Source organism: Polyangium jinanense (assembly GCF_028435365.1).
Map to the genome: position 1 here is coordinate 26,236 of NZ_JAGTJJ010000022.1, position 23,994 is coordinate 50,229.

General features: G+C 68.5%; 17 protein-coding genes. 10 read left to right on the forward strand and 7 right to left on the reverse strand.

The window, feature by feature from the left end:
- Positions 1-39: 39 nt before the first annotated feature.
- The 4 genes from KEG57_RS29205 to KEG57_RS29220 all read left to right on the forward strand — a co-directional run bounded on the left by KEG57_RS29205 (position 40) and on the right by KEG57_RS29220 (position 6,155).
- Positions 40-1,476, forward strand: coding sequence for a P-loop NTPase family protein (locus KEG57_RS29205; RefSeq protein ID WP_272422890.1), 1,437 nt, complete (start codon positions 40-42; stop codon positions 1,474-1,476).
- 473 nt (positions 1,477-1,949) lie between these two features.
- On the forward strand, positions 1,950-3,065 hold the full coding sequence (locus KEG57_RS29210; protein ID WP_272422889.1) for a hypothetical protein: 1,116 nt from the start codon (positions 1,950-1,952) through the stop codon (positions 3,063-3,065).
- Between the two features lie 85 nt (positions 3,066-3,150).
- Complete coding sequence (locus KEG57_RS29215) at positions 3,151-5,331, forward strand: cation:proton antiporter domain-containing protein (RefSeq protein WP_272422888.1); 2,181 nt, start codon at positions 3,151-3,153, stop codon at positions 5,329-5,331.
- Positions 5,332-5,339: 8 nt separating this feature from the next.
- Positions 5,340-6,155 carry a helix-turn-helix domain-containing protein gene (locus tag KEG57_RS29220; protein WP_272422887.1) on the forward strand — a complete coding sequence of 272 codons (816 nt, stop codon included), beginning with the start codon at positions 5,340-5,342 and terminating at the stop codon, positions 6,153-6,155.
- A gap of 327 nt (positions 6,156-6,482) precedes the next feature.
- Here KEG57_RS29220 and KEG57_RS29225 read toward each other — a convergent pair whose 3' ends face one another.
- The gene (locus KEG57_RS29225; protein ID WP_272422886.1) at positions 6,483-7,232 is read right to left on the reverse strand and encodes a TerC family protein; all 750 of its coding nucleotides are present in this window, start codon (positions 7,230-7,232) and stop codon (positions 6,483-6,485) included.
- Positions 7,233-7,306: 74 nt separating this feature from the next.
- Positions 7,307-7,621 (reverse strand): hypothetical protein, encoded by a 315-nt coding sequence (locus tag KEG57_RS29230; RefSeq protein ID WP_272422885.1) that lies wholly within the window; start codon positions 7,619-7,621, stop codon positions 7,307-7,309.
- Positions 7,622-7,938: 317 nt separating this feature from the next.
- Here KEG57_RS29230 and KEG57_RS29235 point away from each other — a divergent pair, with 317 nt between their 5' ends.
- The 4 genes from KEG57_RS29235 to KEG57_RS29250 all read left to right on the forward strand — a co-directional run bounded on the left by KEG57_RS29235 (position 7,939) and on the right by KEG57_RS29250 (position 13,902).
- Positions 7,939-8,946: a hypothetical protein gene (locus KEG57_RS29235; protein WP_272422884.1), complete on the forward strand. Its 1,008-nt coding sequence runs from the start codon at positions 7,939-7,941 to the stop codon at positions 8,944-8,946.
- Between the two features lie 108 nt (positions 8,947-9,054).
- Positions 9,055-10,311: a sugar MFS transporter gene (locus KEG57_RS29240; protein WP_272422883.1), complete on the forward strand. Its 1,257-nt coding sequence runs from the start codon at positions 9,055-9,057 to the stop codon at positions 10,309-10,311.
- A 101-nt stretch (positions 10,312-10,412) separates the two neighbouring features.
- Positions 10,413-12,260 (forward strand): bifunctional metallophosphatase/5'-nucleotidase, encoded by a 1,848-nt coding sequence (locus tag KEG57_RS29245; RefSeq protein ID WP_272422882.1) that lies wholly within the window; start codon positions 10,413-10,415, stop codon positions 12,258-12,260.
- A gap of 256 nt (positions 12,261-12,516) precedes the next feature.
- A complete protein-coding gene (locus tag KEG57_RS29250) occupies positions 12,517-13,902 on the forward strand; it encodes a Kelch repeat-containing protein (protein WP_272422881.1) in 1,386 nt (461 codons plus the stop codon).
- A 231-nt stretch (positions 13,903-14,133) separates the two neighbouring features.
- Here KEG57_RS29250 and KEG57_RS29255 read toward each other — a convergent pair whose 3' ends face one another.
- The 5 genes from KEG57_RS29255 to KEG57_RS29275 form a co-directional block, all read right to left on the reverse strand.
- Complete coding sequence (locus tag KEG57_RS29255; RefSeq protein ID WP_272422880.1) at positions 14,134-14,694, reverse strand: hypothetical protein; 561 nt, start codon at positions 14,692-14,694, stop codon at positions 14,134-14,136.
- 104 nt (positions 14,695-14,798) lie between these two features.
- Positions 14,799-15,518, reverse strand: a complete 720-nt coding sequence (locus KEG57_RS29260) for a hypothetical protein (protein WP_272422879.1) — start codon at positions 15,516-15,518, stop codon at positions 14,799-14,801.
- A gap of 7 nt (positions 15,519-15,525) precedes the next feature.
- Positions 15,526-18,339 (reverse strand): acetate and sugar kinases/Hsc70/actin family protein, encoded by a 2,814-nt coding sequence (locus tag KEG57_RS29265; protein WP_272459055.1) that lies wholly within the window; start codon positions 18,337-18,339, stop codon positions 15,526-15,528.
- Between the two features lie 66 nt (positions 18,340-18,405).
- Positions 18,406-19,119 carry a hypothetical protein gene (locus tag KEG57_RS29270; protein ID WP_272422877.1) on the reverse strand — a complete coding sequence of 238 codons (714 nt, stop codon included), beginning with the start codon at positions 19,117-19,119 and terminating at the stop codon, positions 18,406-18,408.
- Positions 19,120-19,210: 91 nt separating this feature from the next.
- On the reverse strand, positions 19,211-19,636 hold the full coding sequence (locus KEG57_RS29275; RefSeq protein ID WP_272422876.1) for a SpoIIAA family protein: 426 nt from the start codon (positions 19,634-19,636) through the stop codon (positions 19,211-19,213).
- 61 nt (positions 19,637-19,697) lie between these two features.
- Between KEG57_RS29275 and KEG57_RS29280 the strand changes: the two genes are divergently transcribed.
- Complete coding sequence (locus KEG57_RS29280; protein WP_272422875.1) at positions 19,698-21,521, forward strand: MYXO-CTERM sorting domain-containing protein; 1,824 nt, start codon at positions 19,698-19,700, stop codon at positions 21,519-21,521.
- Between the two features lie 100 nt (positions 21,522-21,621).
- Entirely contained in the window at positions 21,622-23,961 is a 2,340-nt protein-coding gene (locus KEG57_RS29285; RefSeq protein ID WP_272422874.1) for a hypothetical protein, read from the forward strand.
- Positions 23,962-23,994 lie beyond the last annotated feature (33 nt).

Genomic DNA, 23,994 nt, shown 5'->3' on the forward strand with positions numbered 1-23,994 from the left:
TCCCTGCCTTGGGGCCGACGCTTGGTCTACACTTCCCTCGTGTCGAACACGAGCGTCCAGATCCCGAATCGCTTCGAGGGTCTGGAGAGAATGATAAGGCACGGCGACGAGCTCTCCTCGATTGTTCGGCCCGTGCGTGGGGCGCTCAACGCCATCGACGAAATTTACGACGACATGCAGAGCGCATGTCAGGGCGCCTTCCTGGTCCTCCACGGGCAACCGGGCTCCGGCAAGTCCACCTTCCTGCACACGTTGAAGCTCTTTCGTGACGGTGTGCGAACCATCAAGGTGGATGCCGAGCAGCCCATCCCCGAAGCGCTGGAGGAGCTCCTCGAGCCCCACGAGCGGCTGCGCGTCGTCGTCCTGGCGGGGCGCGAGGCGCTCCCGAGCACATCGGAGGCAGACATGGAGCTTGCGCTCCATGCCATCAACCAGTTCATCCGTTCACGCGAGGGGCAACGAACGCTCGTCGTGTGGCCATGTACCGGCGAAGACGTCGCGCAACGCATCCTCGCGAAGGCCAACAAAATCGGCGGCGACGCGTTGCTCGGCGTATACGACAAGGGTTATTGCTTCGAGGGGCCGCCCAAGTCCGAATACGTCGACATCGCGCGTGGCACCATCCAGGCCCTGAACGGCGGAGCCTCGCTGATCGCCCTGGGGATCACCGAAGAGCGCGCCCGAGAGCTCGCGGCGAAGGCGACGACCATTGGCAATTTCTTCAACAGCCTCCGGATGGAAGAGCGCCGCAACCGCACGGCCCTCGCCAACCTCTTGCCCGAGCAAGCGCGGCACAACCTCTGGATCGTGGTGATCGCAGGCAACGACCCCGAGACGGAGGTCGGCACACTCACGAGTGGTGCCCATTTCAGCGCGGACATCGAGAGATTGCTCGCCTCGACGGACGCGAACGTCGTGCAGGACCTCAAGCGGTACCCGGACAAGCTCGGTCTCCTCGGCCGCTCCTTCGACGCGCGGATCCTCTACATCCCCATCATGACTGCGATGTCCATCATGCGTGATTACGCGGACGCGGACCTCCGCGCGCGCCTCAAAGAAGCGAAGTTCCCCGTGACGGAGCCGGGCGATGGCCTCGACCGGCTGCGCGAGAGTCAACTCGGCCTTGCGTTCCAGGGGCAGCCGGTGACGATCCGGAGCGTCGGACGAAAGCCTGGCAAGGAACGCAAGGACGAGTTCCAGAAGCTGAGCCAGTACGCGAGCAAGGACGATGGCGCGCTCAATCGCACCATGGGCGAAGCGCTCGAGGCGGCGGGCCTCATCAAAGCGTACAAGCCCGAGGATGGTCTCGGCGTCACGCAGAACCGCAACAGCGATGTGCTGTGCGCGACAGCGGATGGGTCGGTCCGATTGGAGTTCATGTGGCGCGTTGAGACATCGGTCGGCGACATCGCCCGTTACGTGCTGGAGAAGCTCTATCAATACGGCAAGGCGATCGGTTACCTGAACGGCACCTGAACCGCCCTCCCCGCCCGGAAGCCTTGACGGTCGATCGCCCTTGGCCGCAGCCTCCCGCGCGCCGCCACGCCGGAGCCGCCCGCGGCAGAGACCACCCCCTGAAGCCCGGCGCACGTGCGGACGGCAGCTCGGGCGTCGGAAAACGCACCTGCGATGGTGCAGGACCCTTCGCAAGCGCCTGAGGAACCCTCCCGCGATGGTGCGGAAGCCTCTGCAATCGCCTGCGTGACGCCCCGCGGAGATGCCGGACCGTTCGCAAGCGGCTCTCCATGCGTTCCGCAGACGTGCGGGGAGCGCCTCGGCCGCCTGAGCGCGTCTCCGCACCATCGCGGTGGCCGCCGCGAGCCGGTTGCGGAGCTCTCTGCACCATCGCATGTGGCTTCTCCGACGACTGCGCGCGCTCCGGCACGAGATCGGCAGCTCCCCGACACGCGTCAACCCCCGAAGGCACGCCATGATACCGTGCGCTCGCCATGCCTCGCGCCCCGGGCTTCCCGCTCCTCGTCTTCCTCGCGGCTTGCGCCTCCCCGCCCCCGCCCCCGGCGCCCCCGCCGCTCGTCGCCATCCCGCCGCCTCCCGCCGCCGCGCCTCCCGCGCCCCCGGACCCGCCACCGCCGGAAAAGCCCTTGCCTCCGCCCGTCGCGCTCGACGCCCCGGTCGCGTGCGCCTTTGAAGCGGCGCAGTGGAGCGGCGCTGCGGACGTCACGAACCTCGCCTTGCTCCCCGACGCCACCCCCTTCGCCCGCATCCGGGGCGGCGCGGCTCGGCTCTCCATCCCCGTCGGACCCGTGGGCGACACCCTCCTCCGGATCCGCGACCAAGGCGTCACCGTCGAAGGCCACACCCCCGCCTCCGCCTCGGTCCTCCGCGCGAACGTACCCATCGTCATGAATGGGTTCGCCATTCCGACGATCTTCGCCCACCTCGGCTGGTCTACCGCCGAAGGCCAATCCCTCACCGTGACGCACCCCGACGCCGAGGAGCTCGAAGTCCTCGACCCGCCCCTCCGCGCCACGCGTCCGTGCGGCGACGTCGGCCTCGAAGGCGACTCCTTCTCGGCGGAGGACGCCGTCCCCGGCGGGGGGGAAGCGAAACGGAAGGAGGTCAAAATCATCCTGCCCGGGAGCCCCGTGCCCCTCTCGCTCGAACCCAAGGGCAAACCCGTCGCCCGCATCACGCTCTCGACGGCGACCCACGTGAGCGTCTTCGAATCCCGCGGCGGCATGTCGCGCATCTCGCTCCCGGTGGACACGCTCTACGTGTTTGGCTGGGTGAAAACATCGGACCTGAAGCCGTCCCGATCGCTCACCGGATACGGGTCCGGCGGCGGCCGCGGGGGCATCCGGCACCCTCCGTTCGTCGTGAAGGAACGATTGCGCTGCGAGCACGACGTGCCGCTCGTCGCGGAGGCCGGAGGCGAGCGCAGGACGGTGGGTTCGATCGGGAAAAACACCACCCTCGAGATCCTGGACCGCACCAAGGACGAGGCGCGTGTACGCGTCTGGACCAGGGTCATTCACATGGCCGAGAGCACGAGCTTCCTCGTACGCAGCGTCGACATTTCCGGCTGCTCCCGCATCGACGGCTGAGCACGAAAGCGGCCGAGCGCAGGTGGTCACGGCTCTTTCCGTCCGCCTGCGCTAAGTGATAACTTATCACTCAGGAGGCCGAGCCATGCATGCGATTACGCACAACCCGCTGACCCTGCTCATCTTGCAGATGACGGTCGTCGTGGCCCTGTCACGGCTGCTCGGCGCGCTCCTCCGGCGGATAGGCCAGCCCATGGTCATCGCCGAGATCACGGCCGGCATCCTCCTCGGCCCCTCCTTGCTCGGGTTGGTTGCGCCGGGCGTCATGGATGCGGTCTTCCCGAAGAGCTCGATGCCCGTGCTCGGCATGCTCAGCCAGGTCGGGCTCGTCCTCTTCATGTTCCTCATCGGGCTCGAGCTCGACCCGAAGCTCCTCAAGAACCGCGGCCGCGCCTCGGTCGTCATCAGCCACACGAGCATCGTCATCCCCTTCGCGCTCGGCGCCCTCGCGTCCTCGTGGCTTCGCAGCCGCCTCTCCGAGCCCGACGTCCCGTTCACCTCGTTCGCCCTCTTCATGGGCGTCGCCATGAGCATCACGGCGTTCCCGGTCCTCGCGCGCATCCTCGCCGAGCGCCGCCTGCTCCGGACCAAGGTCGGCGCCCTCGCCATCACCTGCGCCGCCGTTGATGACGTGACGGCCTGGTGTCTGCTCGCGTTCGTCGTCTCCACCGTCCGCTCCACGGGCCTCGACGGCGCCGTCCGCACGACCGTCATGGCCCTCGGCTACATCGCCGTGATGCTCTTCGTCGTGCGGCCCTTCCTCGCGCGGCTCGGGGCGCGCGTCGGATCGGGGCAACACGTCAACCAGGGCGTCGTCGCGATCTCGCTCCTGCTCCTGCTCGTCTCCAGCATGGTCACCGAGGCCATCGGGATCCACGCGCTCTTCGGCGCCTTCGTCCTCGGCGCCGCGATCCCCAAGGACGGCGGCCTCGCCGAGGCGCTCGCGCACAAGCTCGAAGACCTCGTCGTCGTGCTGCTCCTGCCCCTGTTCTTCGCGTACAGCGGCCTGCGCACGCAGATCGGCCTCCTGTCGAGCCCGCATCACTGGGGCATCTGCGCCTTGCTCATCCTGCTCGCCTGCCTCGGCAAGTTCGGCGGCAGCGCCCTCGCCGCGCGCTTCACCGGCCTCGGCTGGCGCGAGTCGAGCGCGATCGGAATCCTCATGAACACCCGCGGGCTCATGGAGCTCGTGGCCCTCAACCTGGGCCTCGATCTCGGCGTCATCTCGCCGACGCTGTTCACGATGATGGTGCTGATGGCGCTCTTCACGACCTTCATCACCACGCCGCTCCTCCAGCGCATCTACCCGTTCGAGCTCTTCGCCAAGGAGGTCGCCGACACGCCCGAGGCGACGCCCGTGCCCGTGAACCAGGCGCCGCCCTTCACCGTCGTCATGTGCGTCGCGGATGATCGCACCGGCCCCGGCATGGTCACGCTCGGCCACGCGCTCGGCGGACCCGCGGCGGCCGAGCGGCTCTACGCACTGCACCTCATCCATCCCGACGATCGCGCCTCGTTCGTCCTCCGCCAGGAGCGCGGCGACACCTCGAGCGACGGCGACGCACTCGAACCCCTGCTTTCCCGCGCCACGTCCCTCTCGGTCCCGGTCAAACCGCTGAGCTTCGTCTCCGGCGAACCCGCCGTCGACATCTGCCGCGTCGCCGAGGCCAAGCACGCCGATCTCCTCCTGCTCGGCTGGCGCAAGCCGCTCATCGGCAAGGCCGCGCTCTCGGGCACGGTCTACGAGGTCATGAAGCGCGCGCCGGCCGACGTCGCCGTGCTCGTCGATCGAGGCCTCACGCAGATCCGCCGCGTCCTCGTGCCCTTCCTCGGCAGCGCGCACGATCGCGCGGCGCTGCGCCTCGCCCAGCGGATCACGCACATCGCCGGGGCAGACGTGACCGTGCTGCACGTGGTCGCCAAGGGCCGCGACGGCGGCAAACCGCTCGGCGCGAAGGCGCGCGTGGAGGAGGTCTTCCAGGAGCCCGGGGCCGCGGGCCAGGTGAAGTTCGAGGTCGTCGAGCACGACGTGCCCTCCGAGGCCGCGCTCGCCGAGGCCGCGCGTGGGTACGACCTCGTCATCGTGGGCGCGGGGGCCGAGTGGGGCCTCTCGGAGCGCCTGTTCGGCCTGCAAGCCGAGCGCATGATCCACGCCTGTCCGATCTCGCTGCTCGTCGTCCACCAGCACGGCGAAGTCCGCGCCGCGGCGCCGAAGCCCTCGCTCGCCACGATCGTCCGGGCGACGGGTGAACAAGCTTCATCCTGAAACACGCCATGCACCTCGGAGCGACGATCCGCCTCTTGCGTCTCGACGCGGGTTTATCCCTGCGGGACCTCGCGCAACGCATTGGTGTCTCCAGCGCTTACCTGAGCCGCGTCGAGCACGGCCGCGACGCCGTCCCGACCCCGGATCGGCTGGAGGCCATCGCGCGCGAAATCGGCATCCCTCCACGATTGCTCGTGGGCGCCGCGCACAAGGTCGGCTGTGCAATCGAGGGCTATGCCGAGGACGTCCCGAGCGCGGGGATGCTTTTCCTCGACATTGCGCGCAGGAAGCTCGGTCCTGCCGAGATCGCGCGGATCCGCGCCTTCGTGGAGCGCGAGTTCCCAGCAGCCGAGCGTCGCGAGGAGCGCCCCTCCCTCGCGCGCCTGCTCGCGCCGGAGCGCGTGATCCTGCAGCTCACGTGTCCCGGGCTGGAGGATGCCATCGAAATCGCCGCGAGCCGGTTTCCCCGATTGCGCGGGGAGCCGAGCGTACGGCAGGTGGTGGCGGAGCTGTTAGCGCGGGAGCAGACAGCATCGACAGCGCTCGGGGGCGGTGTGATGCTCCCGCATGGCGTGTTTCCGCCTTCGGAGACGGCAGCAGCGCTGGTCACACTGGCGCGGCCGCTGGTCTTACCCGAGGCGCCGGACGGTCTGCCGATCCGGGTGCTATTGGTCTTGCTGCTCGGAAAGCCGGGCGGCGCGGCGCTCTCGCTCCTGGCGCACGCAGCACGGCTATCGAGTGATGGTCTCGCGGACAGGCTCGCCGCAGCGACAAGCCCCGCGGAGGCAATTCGCGGGGTCGAGGAGATCGAGGACGCAGGCTGAGCCGGGAGTGGCTGGGGCGTTGCCCCAGACCCCACCAGGGGCTATCCGCCCCTGGACCCGGACCAGCGCAAGCGCTGGACTCGGGGTCGATGAACTGCGCGATGCGCAGTTCATCGAACAGGCCGGGTCAAGACCAGCGATGACCCTGCCAATCTTATTTCGACCGGCAACGCCGTCCTTGGTCTTGCCACCGGCGCCTTGGAAGAACTGCGCATCGCGCAGTTCTTCCACAAAAGGTCCAGCGCTTGCGCTGGTCCGGGTCGAGGGGCGGACAGCCCCCGCGGGGCCCGGGGCAGCGCCCCGGCGAGGCGCCCCAGGCCCCGCCGCTTACGCCGCCTCCGGCGCGTTCTTCCGCCGCTTCTTGCGGAATCGCATGTTGAGCAGCTCCACGCCGAGGGCGAAGGCCATTGCGAAGTAGATGTAGCCCTTCGGGATCTTCTGCCCCATCCCTTCGGCTACGAGCATCACGCCGATCAGCAAGAGGAACGCGAGCGCGAGCAGCTTCACCGACGGGTGCGCGAGGACGAAGCCCGAGATCCCCTTCGCGAAGAGCAGCATCACGCCCACGGAGACCAGCACTGCGGTCACCATGACCCACATCTGCTCGGGCGGGATCATGCCTACCGCTGTGATCACCGAGTCGAGGGAGAACACCACGTCGAGTGCCAGGATCTGCGCGATCACGAGCCCTACGCTCACCGCCTTGGCTCCGCCTCCGTGCTCTTCTTCCTCGTCGTTCTCCACCTTTGCGTAGATCTCGTTTGTCGACTTGCCCATCAGGAACAGGCCGCCGACGAGCAGGATCAGGCTCTTGCCCGAGATCGCTGCGCCCACGAGGGGCAGCGTGAAGAGCGGCTTCGTGAGACCCATCAGGAAGCTGATCGTGAAGAGCAGACCGATCCGCATCACGAGTGCGAGCAGGAGCCCCATCCGCCCTACGCGGTCCCTCTTCTCTGCTGGCAGGCGCGCCGTGAGGATCGAGATGAACACCACGTTGTCGATGCCGAGCACGATCTCCATCGCGCAAAGCGAGACCAGAGCGACCCACGTCTCCGGATCCTGGATCCCTGAAAGCATCCTCTCACACAACCCTTTCGTAGCTCATGACTGGCGCGTCGAACTCGTTGCGGGACCAACTATCGCACAGCCGGTCATCCCCCTCTAGGGCCTGCGTCCTCGCCTGGGAAGCTCCTGCTCTGGAAACCTCGAACCAGTCGTTCGAGGAAATTCCTCTCCGGGGGTTCGAGAAACTCGTACACCTCGGACCAATCGGCCTCCGTCGAACGCTCCGTCAGATTGAGCACGCAGGCTCGGAACAGGTGGAACATCCCGACGAAGTCGTAGGGGGGATCTCCCCCCCAGTTACGAAGCAGGGACTCCAATTCATCGTACTTCACGGTGTTCACGCCTCCGGTTTCGCGATTCGTCAGGGTAAAATGGTGGCCGTAGCCCTCGACGAGCGTCAACCCACGCTGTTCATCGTGACCAGCGCCCCCTGACGCGCGTCAACACCCGCTGTTCATCGTGACCAGCGCCCCCCTGACGCGCGTCAACACCCGCTGTTCATCGTGACCAGCGCCCCCTGACGCGCGTCAACACCCGCTGTTCATCGTGACCAGCACCCCCTCGACGAGCGTCAACACCCGCTGTTCATCGTGACCAGCGCCCCCCTGACGCGCGTCAACACCCGCTGACCATTCTGTTCAGCGCCCCCTGACGCCCATCCACCCCTGAAGACCACGCCGATGCTGAACACCGCACGGTGGTAAGCTCACTCCGTGCCATGAAGACCACCTTGCGGATGCAGACCGACAGCCCTGCGCGTTGCCTGACGGTGATCCTCGATCCGGGCGAGTCCCTGGCGGGCGCCCTGGTCGACACGTTCGTGTCCCGGCATATCAATGAGATCAGCGAGCTCGTGCTCGTCGCGGACCCTTTCGACGACGACCCTCTCGCGGGCTGCGACGCCGTGCGGGCCCGCATCGCGCGGGGCGACCTCGTGCTCACCCTGCGTTCGCGCGCGGAGCAGGAGGACGTCGAGGTCGACGCGTTCGTGCAGCGCATCCATGGAGCGAGGCGCATCCCAGGCCCGAGTGCGCTCCCGAAAACCCCACGGATTCGCCCGCCCCATCCCGACGCGGCATCCCTCCGATCCCCGCCGATCAGCGGCAGCGACCGCCTTTCGCGCCTCACCGAGCAGGGCCGGCGCGGCCCCGCGTCCCCACCTCCGACGAAGCCCACCGGCCCGCTCGCGCCCTACCTCGGCGCCCAGCACGAGCTCGACGCGCTCCTCACCGAAACCGAGGGCCCCGAGGAAGCCGCATGTGTCCTCGCGTGGCCCGTACCCGCGCTCGTCGGCCGCGCGATCGTCGCGCCCGACTTCGAGGGCCTCGCGGGCGCGATCCGCGCCGTGTTGTTCGAGGCGCTCGGCGACCTGCCCATCGCCGTCGATGGGAGTGGGTATGGGGGCCTCGGAAAATACATGCACCTGCACACGAGCGTCCTCGCGCCGCCGATGGGCGACGAGCCAATGGCGCTCGAGCTTTATGGTCGCCTCGTCGCCGTGGGTGATTACGACTTCAGGACACGCGAAGCCGGACGTTACCTGCTCCACCGCGAGCGCGAGATGCATTCGCTCCACCCCGCCGATCCCCCGACCGACGCCGCGCACCTGCGCATGATGGATCTCATCCACGGCCGCGATTTTCCCGGGCCGCTCGTCGTGGTCCTCTCGGCAGCGACCTACGCGAACGTCCGCTTCCCCGGCGTGGGCGTGCCGTTCTACATGTGAACGCGCGAGCGTCGCGGGCGGAAGCGCTCGCCAGCCGAGCACGCGCGAGCCTTTCCACGGTCGCGACAATCGTGGCGCGCCCGCGCCGCCCGTGAGAAGACAAGGGGCATGGAGGTATCGACCCCTCGGGCGGCGGCGGTCACGGATGCGCCTTCCAGGACGTACATCGGCGCCCTCGGCGTCGTGACCACGATCTTTTTCATGTGGGGCTTCATGACCTGCATGAACGACATCCTGATCCCGCACCTGAAAAACGTGTTCCGTCTCGGCTATGCCGAGGGCGCCCTGGTGCAATTCTCATTTTTCTCGGCGTATTTCCTGATGTCGCTGCCCGCCGGCAAGCTCATCGCGCGGATCGGCTACAAACGAGGCCTGCCGTTCGGCCTCGCAACGGCCGGCACCGGCGCGCTGCTCTTTTATCCGGCCGCCAGCCTGCCCTCGTATCCCTTTTTCCTGGCCGCGCTCTTCGTCCTCGCCACCGGAATCACGATCCTCCAGGTCACCGCGAACCCGTACGTCGCCGTGCTCGGCCCGCCCGCCACCGCGTCGAGCCGCCTGAACCTGACGCAAGCCTTCAACTCGCTCGGCACGACGGTGGCGCCCTATTTCGGTGGTCATTTCATCCTCGGCGCCGTGAAACAAGCCGAAGACCCGCTCGCCGAGGCGCACGCCGTCCGTCTGCCCTACCTCGGTCTCGCCGTCATGCTCTTCGTGCTCGCCGGCGCGCTCGCGGTCCTCAAGCTGCCGACGATCCCGTCGGTCGAAGGCGAGGAGGCCAAACGAGGCACCTTCCTCGACGCACTCAAGTATCCGCAATTGCGACGCGCCGCCCTGGGCATCTTTCTCTACGTCGGCGCCGAGGTCGCGATCGGCAGCTTCCTCGTCAACTTCTTCGCGCTGCCCTCGATCGCAGCCTTCACCGAGGCCCAGGCCGCCAAATACGTATCCCTCTACTGGGGCGGCGCCATGGTAGGCCGCTTCATCGGCTCGGCGGTCCTGCGCAAAGCCGATCCGGGACGCGTGCTCGGGGGGAGCGCAATCGTCGCAGCGCTGCTGGTGACGGCAACCGTCGTGCTCGACGGTCCCGTGGCAATGGGGACCATTCTCGCCGTCGGCCTCTTCAACTCGATCATGTTCCCGACCATCTTCACGCTGGGCATCGAGGGTCTCGGCAAGCTCACGAGCCAGGCGTCGAGCATCCTCGTGATGTCCATCGTCGGCGGCGCAATCGTACCGGTGCTCTTCGGCTGGCTCGCCGACAGCATCGGCGTCCACCACGCCTTCCTGCTCCCCGCCCTCTGCTACCTCTACATCGTAGACTTCGGCTTTCGTGGCTCCCGCCGCGCGAGCATCGCTGCAGCGTAGCGCCGGGGCGGCGCCCCGGCGCGGCGGCCCCAGGTCATGCTGCCTCCCGTTCGTGACGAAATTTCACTACCGGAATCCGGCCTGCGGCGCATCTTTGGCGCATGCAGCGTGTACGTTCCGTTCTTGGATGGGTTTCTGCGGGGCTCCTCGGCCTGCTCGTCGTTGCCGGCTGTGGCGGCACCGAAACGCGGCCTTCAGATGCCTCCTCGTCCAGCTCCGGCGGCATGGCCGGCGCGGGCGGCGTAGGCGGCTCAGGTGGCGTGGGCGGCGCAGGCGGCGCAGGCGGCGCAGGTGGCTCGGGCGGCGCAGGCGGCTCGGGTGGCGCGGGCGGCAGCGTCGAGCTTCCGGTCCAGGTGCAGATCCTTGGCTTCAATGATTTCCACGGTGCCATCGAACCTCCGCCGGGCAGCGCCGGGCGGATCACCTTGCCTGACAACACCACCGTCGATGCCGGCGGCGCTGCCTTCTTCGCGCAGCACGTCGCCACCCTGCGCGCGGAAAATCCGAATAGCGTCGTGGTCTCGGCCGGGGACCTCATCGGTGGCAGCCCGCTCGTCTCCGCCCTCTTCCATGACGAGCCCACGATCGGCGCGATGAACCTCATCGGGCTCGATATAAACGCCGTCGGCAACCACGAGCTCGACGAGGGCAAAAACGAGATTTTGCGCATGCAAAGCGGCGGCTGCCACCCCCAGGACGGCTGCCAGGGCAGTCCGGATTTCCCCGGCGCGAGCTTCGCGTTCCTCGCGGCGAACATCCTCGACAAGACCACGGGGAAGACCCTGTTTCCGCCGTACGCCATTCGCACGTACGAGGACGCCAAGGTGGCGTTCGTCGGGATGACGCTGAAGGGGACGCCGACCATCGTCGACCCCAGCGGCATCCAGGACCTCTCGTTCCTCGACGAGGTCGAGACCGTCAATGCGCTCGTCCCCGAGCTCCAGGCGCAGGGGATCGAGGCGATCGTGGTGCTGCTCCACGAGGGCGGCGCCACCACGGGTTATTTCGACGAATGCGCGGGCATCTCGGGGCCGGTCGTGCAGATCGCGACGAACATGTCCGACGCCGTCGACGTCATCCTGAGCGGTCACACGCACGCGGCGTACAACTGCACGATCGGGAACAAGCTCGTCACGAGCGCCGCTTCCAATGGCCGCCTGCTCACGGACATCGACCTGGAGATCAGCCGCCTCACCGGGGACGTGATCAAGAAGAATGCGAAGAACGTGGTCGTCACCCGCGACACGGCCGACATGCAGGTCGAGACGTACGTGAATGATTATGCCGCGCAGGTGGCGCCGCTCGCGGAAAAGCAGGTCGGCACGATCACGGCGACGCTGAATCGGGGCGAGCCGCCGCTCGGCGCGAGCCTGTCCACGCTGGGCGTGGTGGTGGCCGATTCGATGCTCGCCGCGACGAAAGATCCGGCCCAGGGAGGAGCACAGATTGCCCTGATGAACGCGGGCGGCGTACGGGCGAATCTGTCATTCATGGCGGCCGCGGGCGAGGCGATGGATGGGATCATCACCTACAAGGAGATCTTCTCGGTCCTGCCGTTCGGCAATTCGATCGTGGTCATGAGCTTGACGGGCGCGCAGCTCGAGGCCCTGCTGGAGCAGCAATTCGGGACCGATCAAAGCGGCGTCCCCTTCATCTACCTCCTGCAGCCGTCGAGCAACCTCCGTTATACATACAGCGCGAGCGCGCCGACCGGGTCGAAAGTCGATATCGCGTCCATCACGATCGACGGCACGCCGATCGCTCCGGGCACGACGTACCGGGTCGCGGTGAACAGCTTCAACGCGGCCGGCGGGGACGGTTTTTCCGTGCTGACGATGGGTACGGATCGGATTGGCGGAGCGATCGACGTCGACGCGCTCCAGGCTTACTTCGTCGCGAATTCGCCTGTCTCGCCGCCGGCCGTGGATCTCGTGCAGGTCTTGCCCTGAGGCGGGCCCGCCGGTCAGGCGGGCGGCGCGCCGAGGACATCCTGCTCCACCGTTGCGTTGGTGCCCCAACCGTCTTAAGCGCGTAGTCTACGATACTCGTCCTTTTCCCGGAGCCTACGACATGCTGATCCACCGCACCCGTACCTGGGCCGTTGCCCTTCTCGCTGCTCTGCCCTTTTTCGTCTCCCTGCCCGAGGGCGGGGCCGCGCCGAAGGAGCCGTCGATATCGTCGGCCGCGTGGCAACCCATTTCGCCCATGACCTCCAAGCGCCGCGGGCAGGTGGCGCACTTCGTCGCCGACAAGGGGCTCGTGGTCCTCGGCGGATATGCGGGATCCGGCGGCACGGATACGGGCCTGCAGACGGCCGAGCGCCTCGATCCTGCGACCGGGACGTGGTCGCCCCTGAGCATGGCGCCGCGCGCGATCTCCAGCGGCCTCAGCCTCACGCTCCCCGATGGGCGCATTTTCGTCGTCGACGGCGACGGCACCAGCACGTACGACCCGGCGACCGATACCTGGGCGAGCGGGTCCGCTTTCCCGATGAACTGGGAGTACACCGGCACGCTCGGCCTGCTGCCGGACGGTGACGTGATCCTCGCGGGCCCCGTGCAGGGCGAGGACGTCACGAACAAGTCGATCCGCTACGACCCGGCCACGAATACCGTGGTGAGCAGCCCGAAGCTGAAGGAGTTTCGAAGCGGCCACACAGGGACGGCGCTGCCCGATGGCCGATTCCTGGTGACGGGCGGCTGGAAGTGGGGCTCGGACGAAGACGGAGGCGAGATCCACGTGACCCTCACGAGCGCGGAGATCTTCGATCCGGCGACGGATACGTGGACGCTCGTCGCGCCGATGGCGACGAGCCGGAAGGGGCACGCGGCGGCGCTCTTGCCGTCGGGCAAGGTGCTGGTCACGGGCGGCGTGCTGGAGGGCCAGGGCGTGATCACGTCGGCGGAGATCTACGATCCGGCGACGGATACGTGGGCCACGGTCGCCCCGCTGAACGAGGCGCGGTGGTATCACGTGATGACCGTGCTGCCGAGCGGCCGCGTGATGGTGTCGGGCGGCAGGACGGGGGGGCTGAACTACCTGTCGAGCGTGGAGATCTATGATCCCGATGTGGATGCGTGGGCCTCGCTCCCGCCCATGGCGTCGGGGCGGCTCGACCACACGGCGACGTACGCGCCGGGGCACGGCGTGTTCATCGCAGGCGGCTATGACGGCTCCACCAGCCTGAGCGGCGTGGAGCTCTATCCGCTGGGAAATGCCGCGGCGGGGACGGCGTGCGTGATCGGCGACGAATGCACGAGCGGGGTCTGCGAAAGCGGACAATGCATGAATTCAGGAAACGGCGCAGGTGGCGCTGGCGGCGAAGGCGGCGCGGGCGGCGGCACAGGCGGCGCGGGCGGTGCGGGCGGCGAAGGCGGCGGCGGCGAAGGCGGCGCGGGCGGCGAAGGTGGCGCTGGCGGCGACGGCGGCGCTGGCGGCGGCGAAGGCGGCGCTGGCGGCGACGGCGGCGCTGGCGGCGACGGCGGCGGTGAAGGATGCAGTGTCGGCGGCGCAGGGTCGAAGGGTCCTACCTCGGCCGGGCTCTTCACGGCGCTCGCGCTTGGGCTCCTCGCGATGAGAAGGCGCCCCTAGCAGGCTGTCCGGCTGGGGTTCGTGGGCCCCTCCCCCGTCGCCACGCGACCCTGCCAGCCAAGACCGCCGTGATTGGCGACCCTGCCGCTGGTCTTGCCACTGGCCCGTTGGAAGAACTGCGCATCGCGCAGTTCTTCCACCCTCGGTCCAGGCCGTGCCTGGTCCGGGTCGAGGGGCGGATAGCCCCCGCGGGGCCCGGGGCAGCGCCCCGGCGCGGCGCCCCCAGGAGCTTCACGGCACCTTGGATTCGTCGTACTTGAGACGCGCGCTCTTGCACATTGCGATGACGTCGGCTTCGCGCTCCTTCAGGCCGCTGCAGATGAAGGAGCACCCCGTCGAGCGCTTCGCGGCCTCTTCTCCGCGCCCCTGAATGCCGCTGAGGGGGGAGCTCGACGTGTCGATCCGCGCGACCACCACGTGCACGCCTCCGTCGGTCCCCTGGTATACCGGCGGATTCTTGTTGTACAGCTTGTGCTGCCCGACCAGCCCTTCGAGCCTGTAGAGAGCTGAACCGGCGAAGCCGTCGAACTTGAACGAGGCGCTCTCGTACGAGACGCTCACCCCGTCGCTCGACTTCTCCTTCAAGGCCTCGGGCGCATCGAAATCGAACGTGCACTCGTCCTTCGTGAACGTCGTGTGCACGAGGCTCCCGCTCTTCGCCTGGGCAGGCGCTGCCGCAGGCGCTGCCGACGATGTGGACGAGCCCCCCGCCTGCTTCGCGTCCTCGCTCTTGTTGCACCCGCAGACGACCAGGACCGCGACACAGAGGAACTTCCCACCGAGCTGCATCATCTTCGTCAAACCCTCCGCGCGTGGCGCTCGCCACGCAAACCGGCGGGGTTACTGCAACGAAGAAACCCGGTCAACGATGTTGAATGGCGGCCTCGGGCAGACTTTCACCCCGTCGCCACGCGCACCCGCGGGAACACCAGCATTCCTTCGGTCCCCGCCCGCCTGAGCCCTGGCAACATGCACTCGACGACGTTGCCCTCCTCCGCGGGATCACTCGCCGTCGCGGCCTTCTCCATCGAAGACGCCGAAAACCGCGTCCCGGGCGCGGGCGCCACGAGCTCGCACCCCGCCGCGGATGCGAGGGTCAGCAGCGGCGCGCGCTCGCGCTCGAGCAGCGGCGCGTGCGCGATCGAGCGGCCTCGCTCCTTGAATGCGCCCACCAGCACCACCTCGAGCCCCTTCGCCTTCAGCGCGGCGAAGAGCGCCGGGCTCGCCGCGAGATCACGGCCGAGCGCCGCGCGCAGCGCGCCCTCCAGCATCGTCCCGATCACCTCGTCGCATGCCGAGACGAACTTCTTCTCCGCCGAGAATTGCTCCTCCAGCGCGGACGCGGCCGCCGCCCCCGCGCGCACCTCGGCCTCGAGCGCCGCGATTCGCTCCCGCGCCGTGTCGAGATCCAGGGACAAGCGCTCGCGCTGCACGCGCAGCGTCGCGAGTTCCCGCGACAGCTCGTCACGCTCGGTGCGTAGCTTGGCGAGCTCGCCCTGCGCCGCCCCGGCGCCTTCGCGCTCGGCCGTCTCCACGCGGGAGGAGACGAGCGCCTCGTAGCGCATCACGATCGCCTCGATCTCGGCGCGCAGCGCCGCGGAAAACGTCTCTTTCATGGCGAGCTCACCGCATGTACTTCGCGAGGTTCAAGGTCGTCACGAGCGGGTCCTGCCCGTCGCGCTGCAAGGCCAGCGTGAGCTCGTCCGGGCCCGAGACACACACGAAGAGCCGGCCCACGAGACCGGCCGCGAGGCCCGTCGGGATCATCGACACGCGTGGATCGTTCGACGTCATCTTGCCGGCCACGTACTCCTGCGACACGCGGAGCGGCGTCTTCGTGTCCCACTTGCCGAAGTCCACGTAATGCGGCCCGAACACGCTCGGATCCGCCACCGGCGTGCCCATCTGCACGAGCGCCACGAACTTCGGCGGGAAGCCGCGCAGATCGCCCACGAAGTAGGAAAACCCCTGCGCGCGCCGCACGAGGTGCACTTCGCGGTTCGCGATCTTCAGCGCGCCGAGCGCCACGGCCGTCTTCGGCGTCACGCCCACGATCGTCACGCCGCGCTCGGTGCGTTGCGGCGTCTCGTAGAGCACCACCTGCTGGAACGGCTCGCTGCTGCCCGGCCGCCACACCGTGAGGCCCGGGATCCCGAGCTCGTCCGCGAGCGCCTGCTCCACGAACGCGCTGCGCGAGGAGTTGCCCGCGAGCAGGATCGTCACGCCCTGCTCGCGCCAATCCCCGTCGGTGCCCCACGGCGCAATCGCGAGCATGCTCTTCATGAGCTTCACGCCGTCGCGGATGCGCGTCTGCAGGTGCTCCGTCAGCTTCGCGTGCAGCGCCGGCACGTCCGTGGCCAGCGATTCGAGCCGCACCTCGCTCCCGTCGAGGCGCGCCGCCGAGAGATCCGCCGCGCGGCGCGGCTCGTGCTCCGGCGCGAACTTCACGGCTTCGAGGCCGAGCTCGCGCTCGAAACGGAAGCGGTTCTGCCTTCCGGCGAGGCTCCGCTTGTAGAGGTGCGGCTTGTTCGCGAGGTTGTTCGGAGGCACCGTCTGCGGCCGCATCATCGGCACCTCCTTCTCCTCCATCTCGGGCAGGTGCTTGTCGTGCTGATGCGTCAGCCACACGAGCTCGTGCGTCAGGTAGTCGCCGCCAAGGTGATCGTCGCCGCTCACCTGCAGCGTCTCGATCACCGTCCGGCTCCCGAGCTCCTCGGCCTCCTGCTCGGTCGCGGGCCGGAAGCGGCCGCAGGCGATGTCGAGCGTGCCGCCGCCGAAATCGAAGACCGCGAAGCGCATCTCGCCGAACTTCGAGATCACCGGCTCGAGCTCCGCGTACGTCGCGAGCTCGGGGCACACCTCGGCGGCGAACGCCTCGGGCTCGCTCGCGCTCATCTCCACGACGACCTCCTCGGCCGGGATCCCCTCCGGGATGCCGAGCAGGATCCCGCGGCGGATCTCCTCTTCGAGCAGCTTGCGCGCGCGCTCGTCGAACTTCGCCGGGTGCGTGAGCCAGTAGCGCAGGTACACGTCCTGCCCCGGGCGGTTGATCGCGCGCGAGAGCAGGTAGGCGTAGGCGCGCACGAGGATGCGGACGCGGTTTTCGTCGAGCAGGAAGTCGCGGCGGCGCTCGCGGTCGCGGAGCTGCGGCGACTGATCGAGGCTGAGCACGCGCTCGGGCAGGCTCTTGAGCTCGCCCACGACCGCGCTCGGCGAATCGGTCATCGCCTCGCGCGCCGAGTGGCTGCCGCGCACGATGCGCAGGAGGTTCGGGAAGCGCGCGTCGCCCGCCGCGGCGCGTTCGACCTCGGCCCAGAGACGCTCGTGATCCTCGACGAGCAGGTACGTCGGGTTCTCCGCCGACTTCGAGGCCGGCGCGCTGCCGCTGCCGAGCCGGAGCAGCGCGCGATAGCCCTTCTGGTAGAGGGCCGCGACGGTCGAGGTCGTGCCGAAATCGATGCCCACGGCCGAGAGCCGCTGGAACGATTTCAAGAGCGGTCGTGGATCCCGGAGGCGCACCGGCAGCGCCGCGTGCCACGTACAGATGCCCGTGTGCTCGCCGTACGTGAGCGCGTGCTCGACCGTCAGATCGAACGGCACGTCCTTGCCTTCCTCGGGGATCGGCAGGAGGTCCGGGTGCGAGGAATCGAGCACGAGCTCGGTGTACGTGCGCCGCCCGCCCGCGCGCCGCGTCGCGTCCTCGACCACCACGGCGGGCGCGTCGTCGTCGCGCTGGAAGCGGTGAACGACGTGCGAGGGCTTCGTGTCGATGACGAACGGCTCGCCTTCGAGCTTCGCCCAGTCCGCGAAGAGCCGCAGGCGCCACTTGCCCGTGCCGATCCAGAGCCCCTCCTCGGGGTTTTGCAGATCGAACAGCCTCCGCTCGGGCGCGTCGACGAGGACCGAGTCCGTCGATTCGAGCAGATCCAGCGCCGAGAGCAGCGGCCCGTAGCCCGGGATGCCCACGAAGATCGCCCGCGCGAGCGTGACCTTCCGCCCGCCCGCGAGCGAGCTCTGCGGCGACAGGACGAGCCGCAGCGCGCAACGTTTTCCCGCGTGCGGCGCGAGGAGCGCGAGCGGCACGACGAGCTCGACGGAGAACGACGAGAGCGTCCCCGCGCCCGCTTCTCCGGGGGCCGCTCCGATCGCCGCCGCGACGGTCGAACCGACCTTCGCGCCTTCGATCTCGAGCGCCGCGAAGAACGGGCTGTCCGTGAGGCCCGAGACGCGGACGCGTAGCTCGGCGCTCTGCATCCAGCCTTCGAAAAGCGGGAGCGCCTGATCCCACGCCGCCGTCACCGGTCGTTGTGGCCGGATCTCCATGCGCACGCCGTTCGGCAGGGCGCGCTGAACCACCGTGGAGATGACGTCGATGCGGACGCGGGGCGAAGGGTTTGCGCGCTCGGGCGCGGGGGTTTGCGTGGCGATGTCGTTCATGGTCGGCCCGAAAGGCCGCGCGATGCTACCACCACCTCCCCGCGCCGCGATACACGCCGTGCGCGCCTACCTTCGCGGCGCAGGCGGCGCCGATTGCACGGCCCTGCCACGTGAAGGCGGCGGCGCCGGGGGCAGACGCGCGCCGTCCGACGATGGGCTTCGAATCACGTCGGGCGCAGCCGGCGCCCTTTGGTAGGTCTCCACGCGCGAGGCAGGCGGCGCGACCTGCACGGGCGCGGACGGCGCGCTCCTGCGGTAGGTCTCCACGCGCGAGGCAGGCGGCGCGACCTGCACGGGCGGCGCGACCTGCACGGGCGGCGCGACTCGCGCGGGCGTTCGCAACGCCGGAGGCGCCACCTGGACCGGCGGCTGCGTCTCGTACGTCGGCGCGCGGTAGGCCGGATACGTGCGATAATCCGGCGTGCGATACCGCGGGCTCGCGCGGTAGGCCGGATACGCGGGATATTGCACGGCCGGCGGCGCGACCTGGACCGGCAGGGATCTCCGGTACTGATAGAGATCCCAGGGTTCTTCCTGGAAGATCACCCAGCCGTCACCCGCCGGATAATACCAGGACGAACCGACGAGATAGGCGTAGTTCCCGTTCCAGTAATAGCTCGGATAATTGTAAATGTCGTACGGAACGCCGGCCGCGTCGACCACGGTGTATCCGTAGACCGAGCCGTATCCGACCGGGAACGTGGCCCCGAGCGTCGCCCCGCAGCCCGCGCCGAACGCGAGGGCCATGCAAAGCCCCACGACGCGCGCGCAAAGTCCCATTCGATAGCCCAAGCTCGGCGCCGCCCATCTGGTTCCGATTTGCACAGCAAAACCTCGCGGTGTCCTTGCTGGGCAAGCGGGATGCCAGCCATTACCGTTCCGTAGGACGAACCCCCGCGGCGAGCACCCTCCGCTTCTCGTCGAGCCACGCCCGCGCGGCCGCCTCGTTCGGCGAATGCCACACCCAGCGGTTGCGACTCCCGCGCAGCCAGCTCGCCCGGGCCATCATCTGCGACATCACGCGCACCGTGAAGCTCCCGCCATGGATCGCGAGCGCGCGTGGCGGCAGCCTGTGCCCGTTCGAAGTGAGCGCGTGCCGCGCCGCCGGCGTGATCGCGCCGAGCGACGTGAGATCCATGAGCAGAAGCACGAACGGAAGGTCCTGCGCCAGGACGATGAGGTGCTCGATCATCGCGCTCGCGATCTCCCCGTCGAAGTCCCCGCGTGGTTTCACCACGAACGTGTCGGGCGCCTCGAAGATCATCTCGCTGAGGCCGAAGGTTGCCCGGGTCTCCATGCCGCTCCACGTGAGAATACAGGATTTGACCCTCACGCGCCCCCGGGTTAGCCATGGGAGCATGAAGCTTCGTGCACCTCTCCTCCTTGCATTCACCTGCGCCGCGCTCGCCCCTGCGTCTGCCTCCGCGCAGCAACTCCGCTTCACCGCGACGGTGCCCGGCGGAATCGCGGGCACGGGCAACGCCCTCGGCTTGAGCAAGGCCACGAATGTGAACGGGCCCGGAGATCGTGACTCCATCGGCACGTTCATCTCGCTCGGCAATACCGTCGACGAGCCCGCCGCGGACCCGCAGAACCCCTGGCCGATGGGCACCACGGCGGACTGGAAGCTGAATGGGTCGAGCGCGGTGCTCTCGCTCCCCGAGGCCGAGGTGCTCTACGCGGAGCTGCTCTGGGGCGGCAGCTACGACTATGGCGGGGAGAACGTCACGGCGCTGCTCAACACAGCCGTGACCCTCGCGGCGAACGGCGCGACGATGATGGTCACGCCCGACCCCGCGACGGCGCTCACGATGAACGAGACGGCGGCCTCGGGCTTCGCGGTCCGTTATTACATGCGCTCGGCGGACGTAACGGATTTCGTCAAGCAAGCTGGCAAGGGCACGTACGAGGTGTCGGGCGTCCCGGCCACGCAGCCGAGCTCGATCAATAGTCTGAACGCCGCCGGCTGGACGCTCGTCGTCGCCTACCGCGACGAGGGCGTCCCCATGCGCAACCTCAGCATCTTCGTGGGCGGCTCGTTCGTCGACGAGAACACGACCCAGGATTACACGGTGAGCGGCTTCTGCGCGCCGCCGGCGGGCGTCGTCGAAGGCAGCATCATCGTGAGCACGATCGAGGGCGACGCGAACTTCGTCGGCGACCAGCTCCAGCTCGCCCCCACGGCAAACGGGCAGTTCAAGAATCTTTCGGGCCCGAACAACCCCTCGAACAATTTCTTTTGCTCGCAAATCAACGACGAGAACGGAAACCTCGACACCCAAGGCACGTTCGGCGATCGGAACCAGGACGCGATCGGCGGCAAGAACGTCAGCGGGGGTCGGCAAGGCTGGGACGTGACCACGGTGCCCCTGAGCTCCCAGGAAGGGCAGCTCCAGAATGGGCAGAGCTCGGCCGTCATCCGCACGCTCACCACGGACGACTCGTTTGCCCCGATCCTCGCGGCGTTCTCCATCGACGTGAATGCGCCGGACTTCAAAGGCGTGGCGAGCAGCGTCATCGACGCGCCGAGCTCGGTCTCGCTCGGCGACACCTTCACGGTCACGGCCATCCTCGCGAACAACGGCGACGTCGCGGCCGAGCAGATCGACTTCTCCCTCCCGCTCGAAGCGAGCCTCGGCCTGGTCTCGTTCGCGGTCGACGGCACCCCCGGTGACATCTCTGGCAACCCGGTTGACGGTGCCGCGCTCACGGCCGGCGTGCCGGTCGGGGATCTTCCGTCCGGGAAGACGAAGACGGTGACGCTCGAGCTCGAGGTGAAGGACGCGCCGGCGCTCGCGGGCTTTTTCCTCAAGGCGAAGTGGGGCTACGGCTTCGAGGTTTGCCCGAACAAACCGCTCGTCACCGAATCGTTCTCGCAATCGAAGCTCGTGCAGTACGCGGGCGGCGGCGGCGCGGGCGGCGCGGGCGGAGGGAGTGCCAGCGGCGGCGCAGGCGGCGCTGGCGGCGCGGGCGGCGCAGGCGGGGACGGCGGCGCGGCTGGCGATGGCGGCGCGGGTGGTGCCGGCGGCGCGGCCGCGGGCGGCAGCGACGGCGGCGCCTCCGAGTCCGGGAGCTGCGATTGCTCCGTGCCTGGACAAACCGCGCCCGCGGGCGGCGCGACGGCGGCCTTCGGGCTCCTCGCGCTTGCGGCGTTCCGGGGCGCGCGGCGCCGCGGCCGTTAGTCCTTGCCGGACCGCCTCCGCGGCGTGGCATATTGGTTGCCACACCAAACAAGAGCGCCGTGGGCCGAATCACCGGCCCACGGCAAATCGCGGAGGACCTATGCGGTCTCGCCCTTCCCGTACCTCGCTCGCCCTCGTCGCGCCTTCCTTCGTCCTGGTCGCCTCCGGCCTCGTCGCCTGCGACGGCGCGGTGCGACCCGTCGTCTCCTGCGAATCGCTGAGCTGCACCCCGGAGCCCTGGATCGCACGGCTCGAGGCGCCCACGGTCCAAAAGCTCGACCTCTTGCTCGCCCTCGACAACTCGCGCTCGATGGCCGACAAGCAAGCGCTGCTCGCGAGCGCGGTGCCCGACCTCGTCCTCCGCCTCGTGAACCCGCCTTGCGTCAATGCCGAGGGCGTGGCGGCGCAGCAGCAGCCTGACCATCCCCTCGATCCTTGCCCGGCGGGCACCTTTCGCGTGACGCCTCCGGTGCTCGACATCCACATCGGCGTGCTCAGCTCGAGCATCGGCGGGCACGGCGCGGATAGCTGTCCCGACCTCGTGCCCGACGAGAAAGCGTGCGCAGGACAGACGAACACGACGAACAACGACAAGGGCCACCTCGTCGCGCGGCTCGACGCCTGCGGCGGCGCTGCGGCGCCGACCTACGAGGATCGAGGCTTTCTGGCCTGGGATCCGGCGCAAGCGCTTTCGCCGCCCGGCGAGGAGAACCTCGCCACGCTTGGCGCGTCGCTCCGGGACATGGTGGCCGGCGTCGGACCGATCGGCTGCGAGTTCGAATCGCAGCTCGAGAGCGTGTATCGGTTCCTCGTCGATCCCGAGCCTTACGCGTCGATCTCCGTCGTCAACAACCGCGCCACGCCCGAGGGCACGGATACGGCCCTTCTGCAACAACGCAAGGCGTTCCTGCGGCCCGACTCGATGCTCGCGATCGTGCTGCTCTCGGACGAGAACGATTGCTCCATCAAGGAATACGGGCAGTTTTATTACGTCGGAATGGGAAAAACTCCCGACGGCACAGACGTGCGGGTCCCGCGCGCGCGGAAGGAATGCGCGATCGATCCGAACGATCCTTGCTGCAAATCCTGTGGGCAGGACCCGGGCAGTTGCCCCGAGGAGGCCGAGTGCATCGGACCGAACGGCGGCCCCGCGTTGCTCACGCCCGAGGAGGACGACAAAAACCTCCGGTGCTGGGATCAGAAGCGCCGCTTCGGCATCGATTTTCTCTATCCAGTGGATCGATACGTGCAGGCCTTCTCGTCCTACGAGATCCAGAATCGCGCCGGGGAGCTCGTCCCGAACCCCATTTTCGCGGACCTCGATCCGAACGACGACGTCTGGCAGAGCCGCGAACCTCGGGACGTGTTTTTCGCGGGCATCGTCGGCGTGCCCTGGCAGGACGTCGCGCGTGATCCGACGGACCTCGGAAAGGGCTTGAAGAGCGCGGACGAGCTCGAAGCGCCGATCGACGCGGCGGGCACCACGACCTGGGACGTGATCCTCGGAGACCCCACGAAATACGTGCGCCCGCTCGATCCGTTGATGATCGAGTCCGTCGCGAAACGCGCGGGGACGAACCCGATCACGGGCGACGTCCTCGTCGACGCGAATGCCCCAACGAAAAACCCCATCAACGGGCACGAGCGGACGATCGCCGGGGACGACCTGCAATACGCGTGTATCTTTCCCCTGCCGGAAGGGCAGGCGCGCGATTGCACGGACGAGACCCTCCCCGGATGTGATTGCAAAGCCACGGACAACGACAATCCCCTCTGCGCGCCGAACGCCATGAACGGCGGCGCGCCCACCTTGCAGGTCCGTGCGAAGGCCTATCCGAGCCTCCGGCAGCTCGCGGTGATGAAAGGTCTCGGCGAGCAGGCCGTCGTGGCTTCGGTTTGTCCGGCGAGCATCGAGGACACGGGCGGGTCCGGCGCCGGATATCGCCCGGCCGTGGACGCGCTCCACGCGCGGATGGCGAGGGCATTCGAGGATACCTGCCTGCCCCGGAGCCTCGAGACCGATCCGGAGGGCGGCCTGCCCTGCGTGGTCATCGAAGCGCGGCACGTGGACGAGGCCGCGTGCGCATGTGATCCGTCGGAGGGGCGGGTCGAGATCCCGCCAAAGCACACCCCGCTCGTCAACCTCGTCATGAGCGACCCGCAAGCGGCGAGCGAGCAGTGGAATTGCCTCTGCATGGTGAACCAGGCCGAGGAGGGCGCGGCGCGGACGGCTTGCCAAGAGGACGTCTCCGATCCGCCGCTCGCCAATGGCAATCCGGTCCACGGGTGGTGTTACGTCGACGCCACGGCCTCTCCGCCCCTCGGCAACCCGGAGCTCGTCTCGACCTGCCCGGAAAATCAAAAAAGGCGGATCCGCATCCCCGGGAGCGCCGGGCTCGGCTCCCCCGGCAGGATGTTCCTGTCCTGTTCCGCGAATTGAGTCGGCCTTGAGCCCCCGCGCGGGCCCTGATAC

Bases quoted from the DNA above. Each gene is read 5' to 3' on its own strand.
- KEG57_RS29240 (WP_272422883.1), top strand. From the start codon at position 9,055: ATGGAGGTATCGACCCCTCGGGCGGCGGCGGTCACGGATGCGCCTTCC.
- KEG57_RS29210 (WP_272422889.1), top strand. From the start codon at position 1,950: ATGCCTCGCGCCCCGGGCTTCCCGCTCCTCGTCTTCCTCGCGGCTTGC.
- KEG57_RS29245 (WP_272422882.1), top strand. From the start codon at position 10,413: ATGCAGCGTGTACGTTCCGTTCTTGGATGGGTTTCTGCGGGGCTCCTC.
- KEG57_RS29255 (WP_272422880.1), bottom strand. From the start codon at position 14,694: ATGATGCAGCTCGGTGGGAAGTTCCTCTGTGTCGCGGTCCTGGTCGTC.
- KEG57_RS29225 (WP_272422886.1), bottom strand. From the start codon at position 7,232: ATGCTTTCAGGGATCCAGGATCCGGAGACGTGGGTCGCTCTGGTCTCG.
- KEG57_RS29220 (WP_272422887.1), top strand. From the start codon at position 5,340: ATGCACCTCGGAGCGACGATCCGCCTCTTGCGTCTCGACGCGGGTTTA.
- KEG57_RS29285 (WP_272422874.1), top strand. From the start codon at position 21,622: ATGCGGTCTCGCCCTTCCCGTACCTCGCTCGCCCTCGTCGCGCCTTCC.
- KEG57_RS29235 (WP_272422884.1), top strand. From the start codon at position 7,939: ATGAAGACCACCTTGCGGATGCAGACCGACAGCCCTGCGCGTTGCCTG.
- KEG57_RS29215 (WP_272422888.1), top strand. From the start codon at position 3,151: ATGCATGCGATTACGCACAACCCGCTGACCCTGCTCATCTTGCAGATG.
- KEG57_RS29265 (WP_272459055.1), bottom strand. From the start codon at position 18,339: ATGAACGACATCGCCACGCAAACCCCCGCGCCCGAGCGCGCAAACCCT.
- KEG57_RS29260 (WP_272422879.1), bottom strand. From the start codon at position 15,518: ATGAAAGAGACGTTTTCCGCGGCGCTGCGCGCCGAGATCGAGGCGATC.
- KEG57_RS29275 (WP_272422876.1), bottom strand. From the start codon at position 19,636: ATGGAGACCCGGGCAACCTTCGGCCTCAGCGAGATGATCTTCGAGGCG.
- KEG57_RS29250 (WP_272422881.1), top strand. From the start codon at position 12,517: ATGACCTCCAAGCGCCGCGGGCAGGTGGCGCACTTCGTCGCCGACAAG.
- KEG57_RS29270 (WP_272422877.1), bottom strand. From the start codon at position 19,119: ATGGGACTTTGCGCGCGCGTCGTGGGGCTTTGCATGGCCCTCGCGTTC.
- KEG57_RS29280 (WP_272422875.1), top strand. From the start codon at position 19,698: ATGAAGCTTCGTGCACCTCTCCTCCTTGCATTCACCTGCGCCGCGCTC.